Below are 21,785 nucleotides of genomic sequence, written 5' to 3'. Positions count from 1 at the left end.
CCCTGACCATCGCCGTTACAACGGCCACAACCATGCCGCACCCCGAACACCGCTGGAATCACCGTGCATTGCCCGACGGATGGGCGTTTCAAACTCCCCGCCAAACACCCAGTTTTTCACCAGCAGCGGCACCGTCTGATACAACCGATCGACGTTACTCATTCCCCCACCCAGCACAATCATATCCGGGTCGAGAATATTCACCACATGGGCCAGCGACTTCGCCAGGCGCAGTTCGTAACGGCTCATCGCCAGCTCGGCCAGCGGATCCTGCAGCGCCACCTGCTGCATAATCTCCGCGCCTTTTAATGACACGCCGCTCAGGCGCTGATAATCGGTGGCGAAGCCGGTCCCGGAGATAAAGGTTTCAATACACCCGGCTTTGCCGCAGTAGCAGGGAACCTCTTCCCGGTAGCGCAGTTCATCTTCATCCATCCACGGCAGCGGGTTATGGCCCCACTCCCCTGCGTTGCCGTTACCGCCGCTGTGTGCCTGACCATTCAGCGCCACTCCGGCACCGCACCCGGTGCCGATAATCACCGCGAACACCGTTTGTTTACCGGCCGCCGCACCGTCTACGGCTTCTGACACCGCCAGGCAGTTAGCATCATTGGCGATACGCACCTCACGGCCCAGTCGCTGCTGTAAATCTTTATCCAGCGGCTGACCGTTGAGCCAGGTGGAGTTGGCATTTTTTACCCGCCGGGTGTAGGGCGATAACGTCCCGGGGATCCCCAGCCCAATCGTACCCTGCTGGCCCGTCACCTCTTCTGCGCGCCGTACCAGCCCGATGATGTTTTCCAGGGTTTTTTCATAGTCGTCACGCGGCGTGGGGACGCGATAACGGAACAGTTCTTCCCCCTGGTCGGATAAGGCAATCACTTCTGTTTTCGTGCCACCTAAATCGATACCGATACGCACTTGTTATTCCTCATGATTTGACGGTGAGATTATTACCTTAGAAGGAGCGGTGCGGAAAGGCAATGAAACCCCGCCGCCGATTCGCTATCATGCGCGCTGACTTTGAACTCGCGCGCCTTTAGCGCGTCCGGAGAGGGAATGCAGCATGCTGTGGTTTAAAAATTTGATGGTTTATCGTCTTAATCGCGACATTCCGCTGGTAGCAGATGAGATGGAAAAACAGCTCGATGCCTTCTCTTTCACCCCCTGCGGTAGCCAGGATATGGCCAAGACCGGCTGGGTTTCTCCCATTGGTCCCCGTAGCGACGATCTGACGCACGTCACCAACGGTCAGATTCTGATTTGTGCGCGTAAAGAAGAGAAAATGCTGCCATCGCCAGTGATTAAGCAAGCACTGGAAGCGAAAATCAGCAAACTTGAAGCTGAGCAATCGCGCAAGCTGAAGAAAACCGAAAAAGACTCTCTGAAAGATGAAGTGCTGCACAGCCTTCTGCCGCGCGCCTTCAGCCGTTTCAGCCAGACCTATGTGTGGATCGACACCGTTAACAACCTGATTATGGTCGACTGCGCCAGCGCGAAAAAAGCGGAAGATACACTCGCCCTGCTGCGTAAAAGCCTGGGTTCACTGCCTGTGGTTCCGCTGACGCTGGAAAGCCCGATTGAGCTGACCATGACTGAATGGGTCCGTTCCGGTGAACTGCCTGCGGGATTTGCACTGATGGATGAAGCTGAACTGAAAGCGATTCTGGAAGATGGCGGCGTGATCCGCTGCAAGAAACAGGATCTGGTGTGCGACGAGATCGCCAACCATATCGAAGCCGGAAAGCTGGTGACGAAACTGGCTCTCGACTGGCAGGAACGTATTCAGATGATCCTGTCTGACGATGGTTCGATCAAACGCCTCAAGTTTTCCGACATCCTGCGCGAGCAGAACGACGATATTGACCGCGAAGATGTGACAGGGCGTTTTGATGCTGACTTTATTCTGATGACGGGTGAACTGGCAGCGTTAATCAGCAATACCGTGGAAGCGTTAGGCGGCGAAGCCGAGCGTTAATGCCGTTGCGGGCGAGGCGTGCCTCGCCCCTACGCAGGCCGGTGATACATGCCTGGCCCTGACACAAATTCTTGTAGGGGTCGGGCATGCCCGACCCTTCTTAAATCAGTCTTTCAGGTAACGGCACAGATACGCAGACGGCTCAGCCACCTGCAAATGGAATTCGCTGTGACCCGGAACGTTAAAGATTTGGCCTGGCTGATAGAGTTTCCACTCCACTTCCCCTGGCAGTAACACTTTCAGTGAACCACTGACCACGGTCATCTCTTCTGCCTGAGCAGTACCAAAAGTGTACTCACCTTCAGCCATCACACCCACGCTGGCACGACCTGTGCTGGCGCTCTCATAACCAATCGATTTCACTTTACCATCGAAATACTCACTAACATTGAGCATATAAATTCCTTAAAATCAGAGACAAAGGTAAGTTTGCAGTGTAGAGCCATAATTAACAGGCTGTCACGCACTATTGCGTACCACATACTGCAATCGTGACTTATACCAACAGTTCTGCCGCCAGCCGGGCAATCAGCACGTTCGACAACAATACAGGGATCCCCAGCAGTGCCTGCAAAAAATCGCGATGACGCGGGTGATAACCCATGCAGTCCAGCACCACCACATCGGCGCCCTGCTCCTGCAATGATAACGCGGCCTCAATAAGCGGATCATCGTTGGTTTGATACGGGCTGGCAACGGCAAAACAGGGGGGATGCTTCAGGTTTTTCCATTTGTTCGCCTGAGCGTGAATTTGCCCGGCAGCCGATACCACGATCCCGACCTGATGCCCGCCAACAATCGCTTTCACCAGCGGAGGAACCAGACGGTCAGGCTCCAGCAGTACGGCGATACTGGCGTATAAAGGGCCGCAATCACCCGAGCACAACAGCAGGATGGTGTCGTAGCCACACTCTTCTAACAGTAGAATGCGCCGCTGCAATCCCGCTGTGATTTTCTCCGCTGATACGGAGACCAGGCTCCCCTCATTCAGCCGAATGACCTGCACTTTGCTCCCCTTCTCGGGAGTATATTGCTGCTCAATTTGCGCATGAGTCAGGCCATCAAGCAGCCCGACATGAACGATTTGCTCTTCAGGAAGGTGCTCCAGCAGCAGCGGCAGTATGTCGGTGCGTGGAGACTGCCCACAGGAGAGAGTGACCAGAGATGTCTTCATAGTGCCTATTTCCACTAACGACAGGCTATCATCCTGCTTAAATCATTGGCGGCTGCATAACCTCTCCCCCTGGGGCGAGGACACAATGGCCTTTGGTGTTCTTTACTGAAGAATAGCAGTAACGCCAGATGCCCTTTGATTATCCTTGATCCTGATCTCATCAATGTGCGAGTCCACACAGAAATCAGGTGTCAGTAACATTGAACAAAGGCCATTGAATGCAAAAAAGAGAGATCCCCTGAGTTATCAGGGGACCCTTCTAAGGATGATCATCCTGCCTCTGACGGGCTGTTTCAGATAATCATGTTACTACGTGGTACTGCAGGTGCCCTGGTGGAGGCGTACTTCATCTCCAAAAAAGGAGGTGAGGTAATTACTGCGCGGCAGAGGTCATATCGCCTCCCTACCCTGCGCGGTCACCGTATTTACCCGCCAGCTCACGCGTCACCATCTGTAATGCGTCCAGCGTGGAGGAAGAATAGGGTGAAGCATGATGCTGGGAAGGAAACGACAGGCAGAGTGCGATCGTTTCTCCCCGATGTTTATTGGTAATGGTGGTGGATAGCGCACTGATCCCCTGTAAGGTTTCATTGCGTGCCAGCGCCCACCCCTGTTGACGAATACTGGCCAGTTCAGCGAGCAGTTCATCCAGCGTTTGCGGTGAATTCGGCGAGTTCACCTGCCAGCTTCCGGCATAGAGTTTTCGCACATAGTCATCGCTGTAACGGGAGAGGATAGCCCGCCCTACCGAGGTTCCGGCGGCTGGCAGACGGCTTCCCGGCGGCGTGACCACCTGGATGAACATTCGGCCCTGGAACATGCGCATCACCATAATCTCGCGCCCTTCCAGCACGGAGATATAGCCCGTACAGCTAGATTCCGCCGCCAGCCTCGCCATCATTGATGATGCGCCATCCACCAGCGGCGTGGAAAGATAGTGACTGGCCAGCGTCAGCAGCATACGGCCAACATGGAAGCAGCGGGTATCCGGGTCGCGTTCCAGCAGCCCCTCGCTTTCCATGCTAGATAACAGCCGTGAGACGGTACTTTTCGGCAGCCCCAATGCCTGGGCGATCTCGGTAAACGTCAGGCCTGGCTGGCCCTGGCTCACACCACTTCGATTAAAAAGTTTCAGTACCGCCGTTGCATTCTCTAAGGTGGTCATACCTTATGTTCCACTATTAGGAACTCCTGTTCCTGTTTTCCCGTTTTGTTCAACCTACGGCGAGGCCGATACAGGGTCAAGCATTAATTTGGGCGCAGGGGAACAGTCACGTACGTGATCATTTTGTCTGGAAAGAACGTGATACTTCAATATGCCAGAGAGGGCGAAATGGTGAATATTTATGGCGATTTATCCCTGAGTCACAGGAAATTATGCTGTTAAGGCGAGGGCGTTGAAATCAGATTATTCGTAAGTGGTGGCGACGATTGCGCACGAAAAAACAGGTGTCGGCATCCTTGCCTGCACAGACTATTCTTTCGACTGGTCTTCATAGCGTTTTTTAGCATCCAGCGCTTCCTGCTCGGTTTTATGCTCGCTGATCAAGGAATCAGGTTTCGGATGGTCGGCACGTAATTCATACCAGATCACCGATTTTCCGGGTGCACCTTTCTCGACCGGTACGATGTTCGCTTCACGTGGATATGGCGCTCTGCCTGGCATAGTGCCCCCTTGTTGATGTCTGTAAAAGTACCCGGCCAGTGTGATGGCCTTAGCTGAGTATAGACAATCGAAGCGGTTTATCTGCGGGGACAAAAGAGAAAGCAGGCAAGACGGGTGCAGACAGCGCTGCACCGACAGGAAATTTAGCTGGCGCGGGCGAGAGACAGCACGCTAAGGATCTGGCTGACAACACCGTCAGGGGATTGCATAGCATTAATAATATGGTGCGCAGTCTGGCGATATAACGCATCACGCGCCGCCAGCACTTCGACCATCTCTTCCGCAATAGGCCGCCCGGTCAATGTCGGGCGCTGTTCGGCTTCCGGGTAAGCTTCAAGACGGGCTGCCAGCACAGCGGCATCGGCATTCAGGTAAATAACCTGGCCATGCTCACGCATAAACTGGCGATTCTCTTCGGATAAGACCATGCCGCCACCGGTAGCGATCACCGTTGAAGGGGCAGTGACGGCTTTCAGCGAGGCGGTTTCACGCAGGCGGAAACCCGGCCATCCTTCACGCGCCACGATATCCGCAACGGTTTGCCCACTGGACTGCTGTAATGCGTGGTCGGTGTCACAGAAGGCGTACCCTAATGCCAGCGCCAGGGCATGACCAACGGTTGTTTTGCCGCAGCCACGTGCGCCGACCAGGTAGATGGGTAATGACATAACAGGCACTTCCTTAAGCAAACGCCGACGCCGATAATTGCGCGCAGCAGGCCAACCAATGATTAATGTTGCAGCGCATGATACCCGACATTTCCCTGGGGGACCAGCAGTAACGTTTTATTTACAGCAACACACCCACGCCCAACCATTAAGATAATGTTTAATATGATATTAATGGTGTAATTATTTATTTACACACTGAAAATTCACGCCTTTCCTGCCGCAACATTTCCTTACGCCAGCGTGATTTACTTTCCCAGCGGTCTTGCCACTATAAACGCTGTCGCCCTCTTTCGGAGAATCCCTATGCAGAATGAAGAACAGCAGTTAATTGACAGCCTGTTTACCCGGTTGAAACAGGCGGAGTCACAGTCCGGCCCCCGTGACAGTGCGGCAGAGAAATTGATCCAACAGCAGGTGCAGCAACAACCCGGCGCCCCCTACTACATGGCCCAAGCCCTGCTGATTCAGGAAGCGGCAATGAAGCAGCTCAACGCGCGCGTTACTCAGCTGGAAAGTGAGCTGACGCAGGCCCGGCAACAACCGCAGCAAAGCAGCGGAGGCTTCCTCTCCGGGCTGTTTGGCGGTGGTAACCGTACTCAACCCGTCCAGCAGCCCCCGGCGGCGCAGCCCTGGGGCAGTGCTCCGGCCCAGCCACAGCAACCGGCTTATGCTCCACCAGCGCCCGCGGCAGGTCGTGGTTTCCTTGGCGGTGCATTACAGACCGCCGTTGGCGTTGCCGGCGGGGTTGTTATGGCCGAGATGCTGACCAGTATGTTCCACCATCAACAGCCGGAAGAGATCGTCAATATTATTAACGAACCGGCGCTACCGGATCCTGATCTCAGCAATAATCTCGACACGTTTAATAACGGCAGCGACAATACATCGTTCCTGGGGCAGGACAACAATCTGCAACAGGATTATGCCCGTGACGATTTCAGTAATGACGGTTTTGATGACAACGATTTTGATGATGACAGTTTTGTCTGAATACTGATCACGCCTCTCCTGCCAGGCGGGAGAGGCGGTGTGTTATTTGCGCTGTTGTTGTAACCATTTATCCAGTTCATTAGCGAACTGCTGACGATCACGCTGGTTTAGCGTGGGCGGCCCGCCGGTCTGCACGCCACTGGCGCGCATCGTATCCATAAAGTCACGCATCGTAAGACGCTCACGGATAGTCGCGTCGCTGTAGCGTTCACCACGTGGATTCAGCGCTATCGCACCTTTCTCCATCACTTCCGCTGCCAGCGGGATATCCGCCGTGATCACCAGATCGCCGGCTTCCACACGCTGCACAATTTCATTATCTGCCACGTCAAACCCTGCCGGAACTCGCAGGGTTCGCAGAAAACGCGACGGCGGCACGCTAAGTGACTGATTAGCGACCAGCGTCACCATCATCTGCTCGCGCTCTGCTGCACGGTACAGCACTTCTTTGATCACTTTCGGGCACGCATCGGCATCCACCCAGATTGGCATCGCCATTTCCTTTTACTGAGAGTCGGGAATAATCACGATCTTCAACATTGTTGCCCACAATGGCAACCAAAAATTCAGACATCCTTTAAGGTTTAAGCCTGACCGAAGCTGAGTTAAGGTGGGGGGATGGCAACAGCCAAACTCTGGCAGACTGAATAAGCAGGGAGATCGTCATGGATAAGAAAGTAGGCTTTATTGGCTGCGGTAATATGTCTAAAGCCATTATTGCGGGCCTGGTCGCAGCGGGTCAGGTCAAACCTGAAAATATTCTGGTTTTTGACCGTAAACCCGCCACCAATCAGGCGATGCAACAGCAGTACGGTATCACCCCGGCAGAGAGTGCAGAAGAGGTCGCCCGCCAGTCCGACATCCTGTTTGGCGCGGTCAAACCCAATGTGATCCTCTCTGTATTGAAGGATATCGCAGGCAGCCTGCACAAAGAGACAGTCATCGTCTCTATCGCCGCAGGCGTCACTTTGGACTCGCTGGCTACCGTGCTGGGGCATGACCGTAAAATCATACGCGTGATGCCAAACACCCCGGCGCTGGTCAACGAAGGCATGACTTCAGTAACGCCTAACGTGCTGGTTACCGCTGAAGAAGCCGATGAAGTGGTGCAGATTTTCAACGGCTTCGGTAAAGCTGCGCTGGTGCCGGAATATCTGATTCATGCGGTGGTCGGCGTCAGTGGTTCAGCGCCAGCCTACGTATTTATGTTTATTGAAGCGATGGCAGATGCTGCCGTGCTGGGTGGGATGCCGCGTGCGCAGGCCTACCAATTTGCCGCGCAGGCGGTGAAAGGCGCGGCGCAGATGGTACTGGAAACCGGTAAACATCCTGGCGAGCTGAAGGATATGGTGTGCTCACCGGGTGGCACCACCATCGAAGCCGTAAAAGTGCTGGAACAGAAAGGGTTCCGTTCTGCAGTGATCGAAGCGATACAGCAGTGTATGGCGAAATCTGAGCAGATGAGTAAACAGTAATCCGCCCGGTGCCGCGGATCCGGCGGCACCGTTCCCTTTTTTTACCTCATCACGCTCGGCAAAATAATCAGCAGAAAAATCACCACAATCAGCGTGTGCTTCACCGCGTAATACAGCGTGCGATTGCGTTTTTTCAGGTTCTGCCCTGCATCTCTGGCACGGTTAGCGTATTTAAAGATACGATTGATGCCACCGACGCGATCACCCGCATCATTGGGTGAACTGGCTGCAGACATGATCTTCGCCCCAACCCAACGATTCACGGCCTGCGCCCAGCGCCATTTCATTGGTCGTTCTACGTCGCAGAACAGAATAATGCGTGTCTCCTCACTCTCATTTTGCGCCCAGTGTACGTAGGTTTCATCAAAAAAAACCGCTTCGCCATCGCGCCAGCTGTGCCGTATTCCATCCACCTCAATAAAACAGCGGTCATCATTTGGCGTCATCAGCCCAAGGTGATATCGCACCGATCCCGCGTAAGGATCGCGGTGTTTGCCCAAATGGCTACCCGCAGGAAGCTCAGCAAACATGGCCGCTTTGACACCAGGGATCTCACTCAGTAACGCGCTCGTTAGCGGGCAAAGCTGTTGAGCCGAAGGATGTGCATCGCCGTACCATTTGAGATAGAAGCGTTTCCAGCCACGCTTAAAGAAGGTGTTGAAACCGGCGTCATTATGCGACTGCGCAGCTTTAATATGATCCTGTAAACGCAGCGCCTCCTCCCGAATAGCCTGCCAGTTATCGGTCAGCTTTTTTAATTCAGGAAAAACATCATGATCAAAATAAGGTTGTTTGCGTGGCAACACGCACAGCCCGGTCATAAACATATTGATCGGCGCCATAAAGGTTGAGTGATCAAATAACTGTCGTGAGAATTTCAGCTTTATCCGGCCACGTGAGTGAGCATAGATCACGCTGATAATAAAAATACCGATAATGATGAAAGCCACCATACAACACATCCTGTAGTTGTCAGTGAATAACGCACAATAATGATCTGGCGGATCGTTGAGGCGTCAGTGAAGAGAGGTGTCATATTCTAAGGAGGAGAGTGGCACTGACATTAACGATCAGTGCCAATGATAATTTGAGGCGCTAAAGACGGCTCAGGATGCCCATCCGTAGGGCGGCACCCACAGGGAATTAGCTTTTTTTCAGGCAATTACTCATAAAGGTTTTGCGCTCGTCGCCTTTGAGGGTTTTTTCACCCGCCTCGGCATTACAGGTCTTCATCTTCATCTGCTGCGGCGTCATGCCATCCATCTTGCTGTCTTTCTTCAGACAGCTGCTCATAAAGGTTTTGCGTTCATCCCCTTTCAGAGCCTTATCCCCTGCCTGCTGATTACAGACGGTCATTTTTTGCTGCTGTGCGGTTTTCTCTGCGGCGCCAGCATAACCAGCTGCCGTCAGTGACAGCAAGGCAGCCGCTATCAGTAACTGAACTTTCATTCGCATCCCATCCCATTATTGTTATAAGCACGATTATCAGTGTGGCACGGCTTTTGTTTTCAGCGAGTGAGTCAGCAGGAAAATTTTAAAAAGGTGATATGAAAGCGCCCATCGCCACCTACATGTGAGTACGATGTGCGTTTAATTAAACCGTGGGATTACTGTCGGGGATGGTGTAACAGCCGCTGAATATAACTTTCCAGCAGAGAAGCGTCTTTCGTATAGTCTGGCGCCATTGTGGTTGACGCCGTCTGCATCGCTTCAGAAATACTGGTATTAATCTGCTGAAGTTGTTCACCATCCAACTTGTGCAGCAGCGCCGTCACAACGATTTCCAGTGCCTCAACCTGAGCCACCAGCTCTTTCGACTCTTCTTCTTTTTCCGCCAGCCTTACCAGTAATTCAGCAATGAGGTTTTTCATGCGACTGTCTCAGCGAGTTAAAGCAAGACGTTATCATCCACATCAAAAAAAGAAAACTGATATTCGCGTTATAATTTCGTGACTTATGCCTCAAAACAGAGCAATTAAATCAATGTTATTTTTCGAAACGTTTCGCTGGTCTGGTACCTGTTTATACACTGGTACTAACTGCCGGGGGGTGAGCAATCCCCCCGAACGGTCTAACTTTAGCGACCCTGCTCCATAAAGCCACCGCGAGGCCCGCCACCGCCGTGTCCGCCACCATGTCCTCCCCCCCAGCCACCACCCGGAGGTGGGAACAGGCATCCGCTTAATGCTGCGACCAGCGCAATGATACTTACCGCTTTAATAACACGAATCATGTGAATCCCTCGTACAACGATGAATGACAACTGGCGCTGATAGTAAGCGTCGTGTAGACCCCTCACAATGCAGAATGCTCTGGTTCCTGGGCCTTTTTACCCGGCGTAACGACGCTTAACGTTTTCCTGTTATTTTCCCGTGACAACCCTGTACCAGGTGGGCTATTTGCAGATTTTCTTTATCCGGAAATGTTGCGACCAACCTCGCATCCCGCACTCTTTTTTCTTTACTTCATCCCGTTTCAGCATCAATGTGAGCGCATAACATTTATAAGGAATCTGGCATGACCGACTCTGCACAACTCACCCTGCAACAGCGACTTTCTCAGCGTCACTGGGAAAACCCGGCGGTCACGCAGCTCAACCGCCTGCCTGCACATCCGCCTTTTTCCAGCTGGCGTCACCGCGATGCCGCACGGGACGATCATGCCAGTCAGAGTATTCAGTCGCTGAATGGGGAGTGGCACTTTAGCTACTTCACCCAACCAGAGGCGGTGCCGGACGAGTGGATCATTGCCGATCTGCCTCTGGCAGAGCGCTTAACTGTTCCTTCGAACTGGCAGCTGGCGGGGTATGATGCCCCGATCTATACCAACGTGCAGTACCCTATTCCGGTGGATCCTCCTCGCGTTCCTGCCGATAACCCCACCGGATGTTATTCGCTCACATTCACCTGTCAGCCTGATTGGCTGGCGGCGGGACAGACGCGAATCATTTTTGACGGGGTGAACTCGGCCTTTTATCTGTGGTGTAACGGCGAGTTTATCGGTTACTCGCAGGATAGCCGCCTGCCGGCAGAGTTTGACCTCAGTGACAGCCTGCAAGCGGGTGAAAACCGCATTGCGGTGCTGGTGCTGCGCTGGTGTGACGGCAGCTATCTGGAAGATCAGGATATGTGGCGCATGAGCGGGATTTTCCGTGATGTCAGCCTGCTGCATAAACCGGCAGTCCAGCTGTGTGATGTGCAGATTGAGACCGTTCTCAGCCCGGAATACCGTTCCGCGCAGTTAAACGTTCTGGCACTCACCTCGCTGACAGATGCCAGCGATTATCAGCTTCAGGTGGCGCTGTGGCGCGAAGGCCGCGAGATCGCCCATCAGCAGCAGCCCTTTGGCACGCCAGTTATCGATGAGCGCGGACGTTATCTCGACCGAACCCGCCTGTCATTACATGTTGATCAGCCGCTACTGTGGAGCGCCGAAACGCCCCATCTTTATCGCGTCGTCGTTTCCCTGCTGGATGCCAGCGGTACGCTGATTGAAGCAGAAGCTTATGACGTCGGCTTCCGTAAAGTCGAGGTGAGCGGCGGCCTGCTGAAACTCAACGGTAAGGCGCTGCTGATCCGGGGGACTAACCGTCATGAACATCACCCGGACTTCGGCCAGGTGGTCGATGAAGCCACCATGATCAAAGATATCCTGCTGATGAAGCAGCATAACTTTAACGCGGTGCGCTGCTCGCATTATCCCAACCATCCATTGTGGTATCGCCTTTGCGACCGACTGGGCCTGTATGTGGTGGATGAGGCGAATATCGAAACCCACGGCATGCAACCGATGAACCGACTGTCGGACGATCCGGTGTGGTTTAACGCCTTCAGCGAACGCGTCACCCGCATGGTCCAGCGCGATCGTAACCACGCCTGCATTATCATCTGGTCACTGGGCAACGAATCCGGTCATGGCAGCACCCATGATGCCCTCTATCGCTGGATCAAAAGCCAGGATCCGAGCCGACCGGTGCAGTACGAAGGCGGAGGGGCGGATACCGCCGCGACCGATATTATCTGCCCGATGTATGCCCGCGTCGATCAGGATCAACCCTTTGAGGCCGTGCCAAAATGGTCGATCAAAAAGTGGATCGGCCTGCCGGAAGAAAATCGCCCGCTTATCCTGTGTGAATATGCGCATGCGATGGGCAACAGCTTTGGCGGTTTTGATCGTTACTGGCAGGCTTTCCGCCAGTTCCCTCGCCTGCAAGGTGGCTTTGTCTGGGACTGGGTAGACCAGAGCCTGACGCGCCTGGACGAAAACGGTGAGCGCTTCCAGGCTTATGGCGGTGACTTTGGCGACACGCCGAACGATCGCCAGTTCTGTATGAATGGTCTGGTGTTTGCCGACCGCACGCCACATCCGGCACTGTTTGAAGCTCAGCGCGCTCAGCAGTTCTTCCAGTTTGAACTGACCTGCACCGCGCCATTAACTGTACGTGTCACCAGCGAATACCTGTTCCGCAGCAGCGATAACGAACACCTGCACTGGCGTATTGAGCATCAGGGAAAACCGGTAGCAGAAGGGCAGCATACGCTGGATATCGCCCCGGAAGGCAGCATCGAGCTAACGCTGGGCGCCCTGCCCTCGCTCACCGGCGAGCTGTGGCTACGGGTTGAGGTGATTCAACCTCTCGCTACCGACTGGTCCTCCGCCGGTCAGCGCGTGGCATGGGATGGCTGGCGCTTGCCTGCGGCCCTTGCTCTCCCCGAGCCGCAGACAGCGGGCGAAGTGCCGCAACTGAGCCAGGAGCCGCAGTGGATTGAGGTTCGTCATGGCGAACAGCGCTGGCACTTCTGCCGTCAAAGCGGTGAGCTGGTACAGTGGCTGAACGGCAGTGAACCTCAGTTGCTCTCCCCGCTACGCGATCTGTTTGCCCGCGCCCCGGTTGATAATGATATCGGCATCAGCGAAGTGACGCGTATCGATCCGCACGCCTGGGTAGAACGTTGGAAACGGGCAGGCCATTACCAGCTGGAGAGCCAGTTGCTGCGCTTGCAGGCCGATGCGCTGAGTGATGGCGTGCAGATCAGAACTGAGCACGCCTGGCTGGCCGCAGGAGAACTACGCTTCCTCAGCCGTAAAGTCTACCGGATTGACGCGCAGGGAGAGATGCATGTTGACGTCGAAGTGGACATTGCCGCCGGGCAACCGGAGCCTGCACGTATTGGTCTGCGCTGCCAGCTGGCCGAAGTGGCCGGGAGTGCAAGCTGGCTGGGCCTTGGCCCACATGAAAACTATCCTGACCGTCAACTGGCGGCCGAGTTTTCCCGCTGGCAGCTGCCGCTCGATAAATTGAGCACACCGTATGTTTTCCCCGGCGAGAATGGCCTGCGCGGCGGCACTCAGCAGCTGGCCTACGGTCACTGGCGGGTCAACGGTGAGTTCCACTTCTCACTCAGCCGTCACAGCCTGGAGCAGCTGCGTGACACGTCACACCGTCATCTGCTTTGTGACGAACCGGGATGCTGGCTGATTGTCGATGGCTATCATATGGGCGTGGGGGGCGATGACTCCTGGAGCCCGAGCGTCAGCCCGGACTTCCTGCTGTCTGCGCGTCAGTATCGTTACCAGCTCAGTTTCTCGCTGACCCGCTAACCCTTGCCATCCCGGCGCAGCACTGCGGTGCGCCGGGACTGGCGATAGACCCAAATCAACTGCACGCTGTTCACCAGCACCACCGCCGCCGTCGCGGCAAATACCCAGCGGAAACCGCCGACAGCCGAAATAGCGGAGCCCATCAGTGGCCCGACAACGTTACCGAGGTACATGAAAGACTGGTTATAGCCAAAAATACGTCCGGTCACCTGGTCACTGGAATAACGCAGCAACAGCGTTTGTACCGCTGGCATCATCGCGCCATCAGCGAAGCCAAGCAGGAAACGAAATATTCCCAACTCCACGGCACTGTCTGCCCACGACATCCCCACAAACAGCACGACGGAAAAAATCAGCGCAGCAAACAAAATGCGTTCGGCACCGATGCGGTCACCAAGCTTACCTAACGCCGGCGCAGAGAGCAGCGCTGACACACCGGGGATAGCCGCAACCATTCCACTGACAAAAGCAATATTCTGTACGTTCGGCTCCAGTTCGCGCACAAACAACGTCAGGATCGGACTGATCGAACCATTACTCAACTGGATCACCAGCGTGGTAACAAACAGGCTGATCACTAATCCCGGGCGACTGAGGGTGTGAAATACCATGCTACCGCTGAGCTTGTCCTCTTTCTTCACTCGTGGCTGGCCGCCCTCTTTAATCAGAAACAGGGTAATGAGGAAACTGATCAGTAGCAGTCCGGAGGTGATCACAAACACCGCCTGTAACCCCACCCAGTCAGCCAGCAGGCCCCCCATCAACGGTCCCATAATCACGCCGCAGATCTGCGCGGTGCTGACCATACTCAGCGCCCAGCCACTGCGTTCACGTGGTACCTGCGCCGCAACCAGCGCCATCGCATTGGGAATATAGCCGGAAGTCAGCCCCATCAGCGCCCGCAGAGCCAGAAGCTGCCACACGTTGGTGACGAAAGCCTGCAACAGGATCACCACCCCCATTCCCAGAGAGGCCCGCAGCAGCATCAGCTTGCGCCCTTTACGGTCGGCAAGACTTCCCCACATGGGTGAGACAATGGCGGAAACGAGGAAGGTAATGCTGAAGATCAGACCTGACCATAATGTCAGTGCGCTGGGATCGGTAATGCCCAGTTGTTCAACATACAAAGGGAGAAACGGGATAATCTGGCTGATAGCCAGCCCGGTAAATAAACAACCGAACCAGACGGAGATGAGGTTAACTTTCCAGGATTCCATCGTGCTGTGCGTACAACCTATCGCGGGGAGCTGAGAGGCGAGTTTAACAACACTCACCTGAGCCGTCAGGTTATTCTCGGTATCGGTCTGATAAAAAGTGTGAGTAAACGGATCGGCCACATCCAAACGCAAAAAACCCGCCATAAGGCGGGTTTTTTGGTTTCGATTCGTATGAATCAGGTTTAACGCTGCATCATACTCACGAACATTCGCTATCTTACAGAGCAGTTACGTTAGCAGCTGCTGGGCCTTTCTGGCCATTTTCGATAGTGAAAGATACTTTCTGACCTTCTTCCAGCGTCTTGAAGCCGCCGTTCTGGATTGCAGAGAAATGTACGAATACATCTTTGCTGCCGTCAGTTGGGGAAATGAAGCCGAAACCTTTCTCAGCGTTGAACCATTTTACTAAACCAGTCATTGACATGGGTCTTTCCTTCAAAATTGTAGTAAGCCACAGTGGGCACAGGGTTTGTCAACAGGGGTTACTATGAGGCACTCAGAAGGAAGTCAGGAAGAAGCTTAGGCTAACGCTTGAACTGAAGACTGCTTTACTAAAATTGCTCGCATACGTGGGTCTGTATCAAAACCGACAGGTGCATTTACTCATAACCCAGGCTTCAGTACAAGTGCTGCCACAATAAAAATGAGATAAAAAATACAACACACTGATTTTAAATAAAAAATAATCTTAACTTTTTGTTTACCTCTGCAAAGATCGTGCATTTACCTATTATTGCCATCCTGTATTTTTACCACTCAGGGTTAATTCATTCTGTTAGAGATTCGGTTAGGCTTCGCATCACTATGGGTATGATGCATCATGGCCTCCTCCCCTTATTTAATCGCACGTAAGGATCCCAGCAATGTTAGAACTGATGAAAGCCATAAGCCTTGGCCTGGTGGTACTGCTGCCTCTGGCAAACCCGCTCACTACCGTGGCGCTTTTCCTGGGGCTGGCAGGCGACATGAATTATCAGGAACGCAACAGCCAAGCCGCGCAGGCCTCATTCTATGTATTTCTGATTATGGCTGTCGCCTATTACGCCGGGAATGTGGTGATGGATACCTTTGGTATTTCTATTCCAGGTTTGCGCATCGCCGGTGGCCTGATTGTGGCGTTTCTGGGTTTCCGCATGCTATTCCCGCAGCAGCAGATCGGGAAATCGGTGGAAGCTGAACATAAAATGGATGAGATAAGCGAAAATAAAGCGGTCAATATCGCATTTGTGCCGTTGGCGATGCCCAGTACTGCAGGTCCCGGCACCATTGCCATGATCATCAGTAGCGCGTCAACATTCCACAACGGCTCCACATTTTCCCCCTGGGTTATTACCCTGGCACCACCTCTGGTCTTTGCCGCGGTTAGTCTTATCCTTTGGGGATGCCTGCGCAGTTCCGGCGCGATCATGCGCCTGGTGGGTAAAGGCGGCATTGAAGCCATCTCGCGTCTGATGGGCTTTTTGCTGGTGTGTATGGGAGTGCAATTTATGATTAATGGCATACTGGAAGTCATCAACACTTACCATAATTTGCCGATTTCGTGATAACCGCTGTAAAAAACGGGTTTATGACTGGCGTTCCGGTCCGTGCCATCTAGAGTAATTAAACAACCTTACCTGTTTGTTTTCCAGGCAACTGGTGGGCTGCCGTTCTGACAGCCCCGTTCAATATCGACAACGTCAATATCTCACCCTTCAGTGGCCACATGGCCACCGATGGCGCGTTTGTGGAGGTTAGTCATGAGCCAGCAACTACCCGGCGCCGGACGCGCTATCACCGATTATTTTAACAGTCTGTCATTTCATGCACCAAACGAGGGCAAATTGATGGAAGCCACCCTGCAGGAGCTGATGCAGTCCGGCAGGCCCCTCAGTAATAAAGCCATTATTGGCATTGTGATTGAACGTCTGGAACAGGAAGTCGACGAATCTGTTCTGGAAGGTTATCGCAACCTGCTGGCACAAATTCTGAAAGGCACGGGGTAGCATTGCTCATGTATGGCATCACTGCACGACAGGCAAAAAAAATCCCGCACATGGGCGGGAGAAGACGAGCATTGCATATTTTTCAGCGTGACGAGGAAATCACTTTTCGAGCAGCCTCATCCTATTCAACCGAAGTTGCAACAAGATGACAGCGCGCCATCTCGTCCAGCGATTCGTTATTCCCTATACGAATGTTTACACGCCAGGCGATTGCCATTCGTCATGACCTCGTTAAGATAAGCGCCGTACGCAGGCGGAGACGGGCAATGCGCAACTGGCACAATACACTGACAAACCAATTTAAGAAGGTCAGCTTTTATCTGCTGCTTCCCCTGTTATCACTGATTTTATTTATTCGTCTGATTGATGGTATTCGTGCCCCGGATCTTCCCGCTGATATTGCCGGGCAAATGCTGCATACCATTGACGGTCAAAACCTGACGCTGGCACAACTCAGTGAAAAAACCCCTTTGCTGGTATGGTTTTGGGACCGCTGGTGCGGCACCTGCCATGACACCGTTCCACTGCTGATGCGTCTGAATGACAAACGGACCCGTGTACTGACCATTGCGAACCGCTCGGGTGGCGACATCAACATTGTGCGTTACCTGAATGGACAGCACCTGACGCTGCCGGTCGTCAATGACCGAAACGGCGAACTGGCCAAGAGTTGGGGAGTAACGACAACGCCAACGTTGTTGATCGTGGCAAAAGGGGAAGTAGTGAGTACCACCAGCGGCTGGACCAGCTCAACGGGCATTGGTTTACGGCTCTGGTGGGTGAGAAAGTGGCATTACTGACAAAGGCGACCGAAAAATCAGGCCGCCTGCGTTGAACGGAATAGAGATTTCAACCAGGGTTACCCGCAGTAAACCTTGCTGATCGCGCCCTGTTTATCGCCCATAAAGTTGATGCGATTAAGATTAAAATCCATCGTCACAGCCGAGTTGTGAGGGATCGCGCGCACTGCGTGATCAAAACGGAGAGACTCAATGACTGACAGCGGTTTACCCACATACTGCTGATACTGTGATGCACCACATTGGTCCATCGCGGGGTCGACCGGCGTTGCTGACACCGTTTTTTCACTGGCCGACTGACAACCCGATAACGCCATCAGCGCGGCAATCACGGCAACTTTTCCATAAAACTTCACGGTTATTTCTCCTGTCTAAGCATAGATAAAACGGTAATACCTTAGAAAGGTTAACAGATTATAACGCTATTGCGCAGTCAGATTTCCCCTGGCACACTTGGTGCTTTGCACCTTTTGGGCGCACTCGCTGTTCATAATAAAAATCGCTATTCATTATGATTTAAGGACAAATCCCTACAGAGGATCGTCCTGTGGAACTCATCATCTTTGTCACCTTTGCTGCCATCATGACCCTGGTAGCGGTAAGCGTCCGTTAACCCTCTACCCGCGCTTCTGTATCACTCAGGAGCGCGTCAAATCATCCCGTCCTGCGATCATCACCTCCCGTCATTGGCTTATCCAGCAGCAGATTAAATGCGTCCAACGGAACGGGGCGCCCCAGCAAATACCCTTGCCCGGCATAGCAGGCGCTGCGTTTTAGCTCCTCCAACTGCTCCTGAGTTTCAATGCCTTCGGCGGTGACCTCCAGCGAGAACGCCCTGCCCAGCCCAATAATCCCTTCCACAATAGAGTGCGCCTGCGCATCCTGCGGATACCCTTCCATATAGGATCGATCCATTTTCATGCTGTCGAAAGGAAAACACTTTAGGTAGCTCAGTGACGCAAAACCCGCACCAAAATCATCCACGGCAATTTTCACCCCCATCGCTTTCAGCTCACGCATCACCGCCAGCGCGCTTTCCGGGTGCTCCATCGTAATATTTTCGGTAATTTCCAGCTCCAGCCTGGAAGCCTCAAGCCCACTCTTTTCCAGCGCGGCGGCAACCCTCAACGCCAGATTGCCATTGCGGAATTCGATCGGTGAAATATTCACAGAAACCGAGATCGCATGCGGCCAGGATGCCGCATCCTGACAGGCGCGATGCAGCACCCAGTCGCTGATATCGACAATGAGTCCGGTTTGCTCTGCCAGCGGAATAAAACTGTCCGGCATCACCAAAGCGGGCGGCTGCTGTGCCCAGCGAATCAAGGCTTCAGCCCCGGCCAGTTGGCCACTTTCCAGATGGTAGCGTGGCTGGTAGTGCAGTCGTAACTCACCGGCAGTAATGCCCCGGCGCAGCTTACGCTCCAGATCGCTGCGATGTGCCAGCAGTTGCGACATATCCCCGGTATAAAACACCCAGCGGTCACGTCCCTGGCGTTTCGATTTATACAAGGCGATATCAGCCAAACGCAGCAGCTCATCCGCCTCCATGGCATCCTGCGGTGCCAGCGCAATACCGAGGCTGGCGCCGATATACAGCTCCTGATTACCGATAAAGAAGGCCCGGTGAAGATCGTCCAGCAGCCGCTGGCAGCAGGCTTCAATATCCGCTGTCGTCTTGAGATCGGTCGCTATCAGAATAAACTCATCGCCACCGAGGCGAGCCACCAGATCGCCGACATTAAGACAACTGCGCAAACGACGTGCGACTTCAATCAGCACGCTGTCACCCGCCGCATGTCCCCATGTGTCATTGATCGGTTTAAAACGGTCAAGATCGAGGCTGATCATCACCAGCGGATGGGCAAGTGTCGGCTGTGAACGTAATTTTTCCTGCAGAAACTCCTGCATAAACAGGCGATTTGGTAACCCGGTAAGGACGTCATGTTGAGAAAGATAGTGAACCCGTGACTGTGCCTCCACTTCATGCGTGATATCCGACACCGTGCCGCGATAGCCCAACAGCTTGCCCCGCAGCATGATCGGCTTCGCAACCAGACTACAGGTACGCAGCCCGTGATGTTCAGATTGCAGGTAACATCGTAGCTGGCTGCGTGGCCCTCCGCTGTGCTGCTGCGCCACCCACTCACTGACCGCCAGCTCGTCATGACACAAAATTTCGTCAAGCAAGCGGCTCGTCGACATATTCAGACCAAAACCGGTCACCACGGAAAAGCGCCGCGAGAGATAAGTAATACGGCACGAGGCATCCGTTTCCCAAATCCAGTCGGACGTCGCCTCAGCCACATCACGAAAACGCGCTTCACTGGCCGCCAGCTCACGCTGGCTGTGCATCAGTTGCAGGAAACGTGCATCCGACAGCATCGCCGTATTCATGGCATGATTGATCACTCTTCGGGTAACCACACCAAGTACCAGCGCCGCCAGTGCCAGCAACGGCAGCAGGAACAACAGCAGATTCCGCCCCGGCTGGCTTGGGTCCCAGCGCAGCACCAGCGGCTCACCCTGACTGACGATTTCCTCGATAAAAGGCGAGGTAAAGCGATCGTGTGCATCGTGCGGTACGCGCGTATTTTCCACACCGACCGTATTACCGAAGGCACGCAGTTTGTCGGGGGTAAAACGGTACGCAAAGATCATGACGGAAGGCGTTGCAGACAAAGTCACTTCATTCGGCATTTTGCCACGCGTAATAGGAGCCGCAGCCACCAGTACCGGGGTTTCACCCATCATGATATTTTCACTGATGGCTTTATGCCCACGCGTCTGCTGGCGCGCCTGTTCGACCAGCGACAAGGCCCGGTCGCCCAGCCACGCCTCCAGCGTAAGGGACGACAGCTTGCCGTCGATCATGGCATAGCGCGTGCGGTTGTCGACATCAACGACAAACACCCCATCGTAGTGATGCTCACTAAACAAGCCGGGTCCGAGGTTTTGCTGATGCCATGCCCAGTCAGGATCAATGGTCAGGTACATATGCAGCCAGGCTTCCTGCCAAAACGCATAGTCACGCAGTTCCGTCACCATCTCACGTTGCTGTTCCTGCCAGGCATTGTGCAGTAGCTGGCTTTCCTGCCTGACGGACTCCTGATTCTGTTTCCAGGCCACGCCCACCACCATCAGCATGGAAAGAAACAGGGCACTGATTAACAACAATGCCAGCGTCATCAACGTTCTGCGGACCACTAGCGTCGCTTTTTGCCCATCCGCTAATTCATACGCCAGCACAGGAGGATGATTCATAATGAAGGCCCCTTTTATGAAACCACTCACGAACCCTTCCTTGTCCGTTTGACGCGCTTATGGCGCTGTACGTTGAACGTCAGTGCCTGTCCCCAGAAAAAAGCTATACATTAATATCGACAATAACAGGGAACTATTTAGACATTTTTATATAAACACCGGTATTGGTACTCTCTCGACAGCTTCCGTAGTGCTTGTTAACATCGCCCCCCTCCAACCGCTAGCGAGCCTGACGACCATGACACCATCGACCGACCGGGTCAGCCACACCCTGCTTTGTGCAGGCGTATTTATGGTCTGGTATGCCATTACGGTGATGGTCAGCAGTTTTCCTCATTTTGAGATGCTGAAAAGTCGCGGCCTGCTGATGCCGCTCCTCTGTCTGCTGGAATTCGCCGCCCTCGTGCCGCTTTACCGCTGGTATCAGCAACATCATACGGACATTCCGCTGGGCCAGCTGAAACCGCGCCAGATACTATTATTTACGGGTCTGCTGCTGGCGGTGATTGCCAGCCAGTCACTCTATCTGCGCCAGGAGAGCTGGATCGGCGAGCAACTCAGTCATAGCGATCTGACCCTGATAGGGTTTGCCCTGGCGGTGGTGATACTCGCTCCAGTATTTGAAGAGATCCTGTTTCGCGGTTTTATCCTTCAGGCGTTCCTGCTGTGGGCGCCACGCCAGCGCATCGCCTGCGCCCTGCTGGCGTCGGGTATTTTTGCCGCCATGCACACCCAGTACGCCCACCTGCAAACCGTGATTGCCCTGATGGTGCTTTCACTACTGTTGTGCGCCGCGCGAATAGTGTCCGGTGGTCTGAAATTGCCCATTTTTCTGCATATGCTCAACAATCTGCTGAGTATCGCCCCGCTGCTATGGCAAACGATCGGCCAGCCATGATGCCGGACAATCATCAGTTCTATAACCGTTTCCTTCAACTTATAACTTTCAAGCATAACGATAGCG

At 53.8% G+C, this 21,785-nt stretch carries 23 protein-coding genes; 8 read left to right on the top strand and 15 right to left on the bottom strand.

The genetic code is table 11. The annotated features are described in order from the left end of the window. Window positions 1-15 precede the first annotated feature (15 nt). Window positions 16-921: a fructokinase gene (gene mak, locus ACFL9S_RS18960; protein WP_405263407.1), complete on the bottom strand. Its 906-nt coding sequence runs from the start codon at window positions 919-921 to the stop codon at window positions 16-18. A gap of 145 nt (window positions 922-1,066) precedes the next feature. Here mak and rdgC point away from each other — a divergent pair, with 145 nt between their 5' ends. Then, on the top strand, window positions 1,067-1,978 hold the full coding sequence (gene rdgC / locus ACFL9S_RS18955) for a recombination-associated protein RdgC (protein ID WP_405263406.1): 912 nt from the start codon (window positions 1,067-1,069) through the stop codon (window positions 1,976-1,978). A 105-nt stretch (window positions 1,979-2,083) separates the two neighbouring features. Here rdgC and ppnP read toward each other — a convergent pair whose 3' ends face one another. From ppnP to aroL, 5 genes are all read right to left on the bottom strand, one after another. Beyond that, window positions 2,084-2,374 carry a pyrimidine/purine nucleoside phosphorylase gene (ppnP, locus tag ACFL9S_RS18950; RefSeq protein WP_133846267.1) on the bottom strand — a complete coding sequence of 97 codons (291 nt, stop codon included), beginning with the start codon at window positions 2,372-2,374 and terminating at the stop codon, window positions 2,084-2,086. Between the two features lie 100 nt (window positions 2,375-2,474). After that, window positions 2,475-3,152, bottom strand: a complete 678-nt coding sequence (locus ACFL9S_RS18945) for an AroM family protein (RefSeq protein WP_405263405.1) — start codon at window positions 3,150-3,152, stop codon at window positions 2,475-2,477. Between the two features lie 403 nt (window positions 3,153-3,555). Beyond that, entirely contained in the window at window positions 3,556-4,317 is a 762-nt protein-coding gene (locus tag ACFL9S_RS18940) for an IclR family transcriptional regulator (RefSeq protein ID WP_405263404.1), read from the bottom strand. A gap of 309 nt (window positions 4,318-4,626) precedes the next feature. Continuing rightward, window positions 4,627-4,818: a YaiA family protein gene (locus tag ACFL9S_RS18935; protein WP_405263403.1), complete on the bottom strand. Its 192-nt coding sequence runs from the start codon at window positions 4,816-4,818 to the stop codon at window positions 4,627-4,629. 143 nt (window positions 4,819-4,961) lie between these two features. Continuing rightward, window positions 4,962-5,486: a shikimate kinase AroL gene (aroL, locus tag ACFL9S_RS18930; RefSeq protein ID WP_405263402.1), complete on the bottom strand. Its 525-nt coding sequence runs from the start codon at window positions 5,484-5,486 to the stop codon at window positions 4,962-4,964. Between the two features lie 306 nt (window positions 5,487-5,792). Here aroL and ACFL9S_RS18925 point away from each other — a divergent pair, with 306 nt between their 5' ends. Continuing rightward, window positions 5,793-6,479, top strand: coding sequence for a DUF2076 domain-containing protein (locus ACFL9S_RS18925; protein WP_405263401.1), 687 nt, complete (start codon window positions 5,793-5,795; stop codon window positions 6,477-6,479). Window positions 6,480-6,521: 42 nt separating this feature from the next. Here ACFL9S_RS18925 and ACFL9S_RS18920 read toward each other — a convergent pair whose 3' ends face one another. After that, a complete protein-coding gene (locus ACFL9S_RS18920) occupies window positions 6,522-6,971 on the bottom strand; it encodes a YaiI/YqxD family protein (protein WP_405263400.1) in 450 nt (149 codons plus the stop codon). A 173-nt stretch (window positions 6,972-7,144) separates the two neighbouring features. Here ACFL9S_RS18920 and proC point away from each other — a divergent pair, with 173 nt between their 5' ends. Beyond that, window positions 7,145-7,954, top strand: coding sequence for a pyrroline-5-carboxylate reductase (gene proC, locus ACFL9S_RS18915; RefSeq protein ID WP_405263399.1), 810 nt, complete (start codon window positions 7,145-7,147; stop codon window positions 7,952-7,954). Between the two features lie 41 nt (window positions 7,955-7,995). Here proC and lpxO read toward each other — a convergent pair whose 3' ends face one another. The 4 genes from lpxO to ACFL9S_RS18895 all read right to left on the bottom strand — a co-directional run bounded on the left by lpxO (window position 7,996) and on the right by ACFL9S_RS18895 (window position 10,187). Next, window positions 7,996-8,907 carry a lipid A hydroxylase LpxO gene (gene lpxO, locus ACFL9S_RS18910; protein ID WP_405263398.1) on the bottom strand — a complete coding sequence of 304 codons (912 nt, stop codon included), beginning with the start codon at window positions 8,905-8,907 and terminating at the stop codon, window positions 7,996-7,998. Between the two features lie 190 nt (window positions 8,908-9,097). After that, on the bottom strand, window positions 9,098-9,403 hold the full coding sequence (locus ACFL9S_RS18905; protein WP_405263397.1) for a PsiF family protein: 306 nt from the start codon (window positions 9,401-9,403) through the stop codon (window positions 9,098-9,100). A gap of 158 nt (window positions 9,404-9,561) precedes the next feature. After that, window positions 9,562-9,825 carry an anti-adapter protein IraP gene (gene iraP / locus ACFL9S_RS18900; protein ID WP_405263396.1) on the bottom strand — a complete coding sequence of 88 codons (264 nt, stop codon included), beginning with the start codon at window positions 9,823-9,825 and terminating at the stop codon, window positions 9,562-9,564. Window positions 9,826-10,031: 206 nt separating this feature from the next. Further along, entirely contained in the window at window positions 10,032-10,187 is a 156-nt protein-coding gene (locus ACFL9S_RS18895) for a hypothetical protein (RefSeq protein ID WP_405263395.1), read from the bottom strand. 284 nt (window positions 10,188-10,471) lie between these two features. On the opposite strand from ACFL9S_RS18895, the gene ACFL9S_RS18890 reads away from it, so the two are divergent. Further along, window positions 10,472-13,555 (top strand): beta-galactosidase, encoded by a 3,084-nt coding sequence (locus ACFL9S_RS18890; protein ID WP_405263394.1) that lies wholly within the window; start codon window positions 10,472-10,474, stop codon window positions 13,553-13,555. On the opposite strand, the gene ACFL9S_RS18885 is transcribed toward ACFL9S_RS18890, so the two are convergent. Next, window positions 13,552-14,772, bottom strand: a complete 1,221-nt coding sequence (locus ACFL9S_RS18885; RefSeq protein ID WP_405263451.1) for a multidrug efflux MFS transporter — start codon at window positions 14,770-14,772, stop codon at window positions 13,552-13,554. The two genes, ACFL9S_RS18890 and ACFL9S_RS18885, sit on opposite strands and share 4 nt — an antisense overlap. Before the next feature lie 217 nt (window positions 14,773-14,989). Further along, entirely contained in the window at window positions 14,990-15,196 is a 207-nt protein-coding gene (gene cspA / locus ACFL9S_RS18880; protein ID WP_133846254.1) for an RNA chaperone/antiterminator CspA, read from the bottom strand. A gap of 439 nt (window positions 15,197-15,635) precedes the next feature. Here cspA and ACFL9S_RS18875 point away from each other — a divergent pair, with 439 nt between their 5' ends. The 3 genes from ACFL9S_RS18875 to ACFL9S_RS18865 all read left to right on the top strand — a co-directional run bounded on the left by ACFL9S_RS18875 (window position 15,636) and on the right by ACFL9S_RS18865 (window position 17,557). Next, a complete protein-coding gene (locus ACFL9S_RS18875; RefSeq protein ID WP_405263393.1) occupies window positions 15,636-16,316 on the top strand; it encodes a MarC family NAAT transporter in 681 nt (226 codons plus the stop codon). A gap of 195 nt (window positions 16,317-16,511) precedes the next feature. Beyond that, the gene (locus tag ACFL9S_RS18870; protein WP_405263392.1) at window positions 16,512-16,757 is read left to right on the top strand and encodes a biofilm development regulator YmgB/AriR family protein; all 246 of its coding nucleotides are present in this window, start codon (window positions 16,512-16,514) and stop codon (window positions 16,755-16,757) included. A 266-nt stretch (window positions 16,758-17,023) separates the two neighbouring features. Beyond that, a complete protein-coding gene (locus ACFL9S_RS18865) occupies window positions 17,024-17,557 on the top strand; it encodes a redoxin family protein (RefSeq protein WP_405263391.1) in 534 nt (177 codons plus the stop codon). Window positions 17,558-17,616: 59 nt separating this feature from the next. Here the strand turns inward: ACFL9S_RS18865 and ACFL9S_RS18860 are convergent, their stop codons facing one another. Both ACFL9S_RS18860 and ACFL9S_RS18855 read right to left on the bottom strand, forming a co-directional pair. Continuing rightward, a complete protein-coding gene (locus ACFL9S_RS18860) occupies window positions 17,617-17,913 on the bottom strand; it encodes an I78 family peptidase inhibitor (protein ID WP_405263390.1) in 297 nt (98 codons plus the stop codon). 298 nt (window positions 17,914-18,211) lie between these two features. Further along, window positions 18,212-20,821 carry an EAL domain-containing protein gene (locus ACFL9S_RS18855; RefSeq protein ID WP_405263389.1) on the bottom strand — a complete coding sequence of 870 codons (2,610 nt, stop codon included), beginning with the start codon at window positions 20,819-20,821 and terminating at the stop codon, window positions 18,212-18,214. Between the two features lie 238 nt (window positions 20,822-21,059). Here ACFL9S_RS18855 and ACFL9S_RS18850 point away from each other — a divergent pair, with 238 nt between their 5' ends. Beyond that, window positions 21,060-21,719: a CPBP family intramembrane glutamic endopeptidase gene (locus ACFL9S_RS18850; RefSeq protein ID WP_405263388.1), complete on the top strand. Its 660-nt coding sequence runs from the start codon at window positions 21,060-21,062 to the stop codon at window positions 21,717-21,719. Window positions 21,720-21,785: the final 66 nt, after the last annotated feature.

This window comes from Erwinia sp. AnSW2-5 (genome assembly GCF_045107195.1).
Taxonomy (GTDB): Bacteria; Pseudomonadota; Gammaproteobacteria; order Enterobacterales; family Enterobacteriaceae; genus Erwinia.
The sequence above is the reverse complement of the archived record's forward strand: the minus strand, read 5'-3'. Positions and strand labels throughout refer to the sequence as shown.

Coding starts and splice junctions, on each gene's coding strand:
- rdgC (WP_405263406.1), top strand. CDS start 1,067: ATGCTGTGGTTTAAAAATTTGATGGTTTATCGTCTTAATCGCGACATT.
- ppnP (WP_133846267.1), bottom strand. CDS start 2,374: ATGCTCAATGTTAGTGAGTATTTCGATGGTAAAGTGAAATCGATTGGT.
- ACFL9S_RS18945 (WP_405263405.1), bottom strand. CDS start 3,152: ATGAAGACATCTCTGGTCACTCTCTCCTGTGGGCAGTCTCCACGCACC.
- ACFL9S_RS18940 (WP_405263404.1), bottom strand. CDS start 4,317: ATGACCACCTTAGAGAATGCAACGGCGGTACTGAAACTTTTTAATCGA.
- ACFL9S_RS18935 (WP_405263403.1), bottom strand. CDS start 4,818: ATGCCAGGCAGAGCGCCATATCCACGTGAAGCGAACATCGTACCGGTC.
- aroL (WP_405263402.1), bottom strand. CDS start 5,486: ATGTCATTACCCATCTACCTGGTCGGCGCACGTGGCTGCGGCAAAACA.
- ACFL9S_RS18925 (WP_405263401.1), top strand. CDS start 5,793: ATGCAGAATGAAGAACAGCAGTTAATTGACAGCCTGTTTACCCGGTTG.
- ACFL9S_RS18920 (WP_405263400.1), bottom strand. CDS start 6,971: ATGCCAATCTGGGTGGATGCCGATGCGTGCCCGAAAGTGATCAAAGAA.
- proC (WP_405263399.1), top strand. CDS start 7,145: ATGGATAAGAAAGTAGGCTTTATTGGCTGCGGTAATATGTCTAAAGCC.
- lpxO (WP_405263398.1), bottom strand. CDS start 8,907: ATGGTGGCTTTCATCATTATCGGTATTTTTATTATCAGCGTGATCTAT.
- ACFL9S_RS18905 (WP_405263397.1), bottom strand. CDS start 9,403: ATGAAAGTTCAGTTACTGATAGCGGCTGCCTTGCTGTCACTGACGGCA.
- iraP (WP_405263396.1), bottom strand. CDS start 9,825: ATGAAAAACCTCATTGCTGAATTACTGGTAAGGCTGGCGGAAAAAGAA.
- ACFL9S_RS18895 (WP_405263395.1), bottom strand. CDS start 10,187: ATGATTCGTGTTATTAAAGCGGTAAGTATCATTGCGCTGGTCGCAGCA.
- ACFL9S_RS18890 (WP_405263394.1), top strand. CDS start 10,472: ATGACCGACTCTGCACAACTCACCCTGCAACAGCGACTTTCTCAGCGT.
- ACFL9S_RS18885 (WP_405263451.1), bottom strand. CDS start 14,772: ATGGAATCCTGGAAAGTTAACCTCATCTCCGTCTGGTTCGGTTGTTTA.
- cspA (WP_133846254.1), bottom strand. CDS start 15,196: ATGTCAATGACTGGTTTAGTAAAATGGTTCAACGCTGAGAAAGGTTTC.
- ACFL9S_RS18875 (WP_405263393.1), top strand. CDS start 15,636: ATGTTAGAACTGATGAAAGCCATAAGCCTTGGCCTGGTGGTACTGCTG.
- ACFL9S_RS18870 (WP_405263392.1), top strand. CDS start 16,512: ATGAGCCAGCAACTACCCGGCGCCGGACGCGCTATCACCGATTATTTT.
- ACFL9S_RS18865 (WP_405263391.1), top strand. CDS start 17,024: ATGCGCAACTGGCACAATACACTGACAAACCAATTTAAGAAGGTCAGC.
- ACFL9S_RS18855 (WP_405263389.1), bottom strand. CDS start 20,821: ATGAATCATCCTCCTGTGCTGGCGTATGAATTAGCGGATGGGCAAAAA.
- ACFL9S_RS18850 (WP_405263388.1), top strand. CDS start 21,060: ATGACACCATCGACCGACCGGGTCAGCCACACCCTGCTTTGTGCAGGC.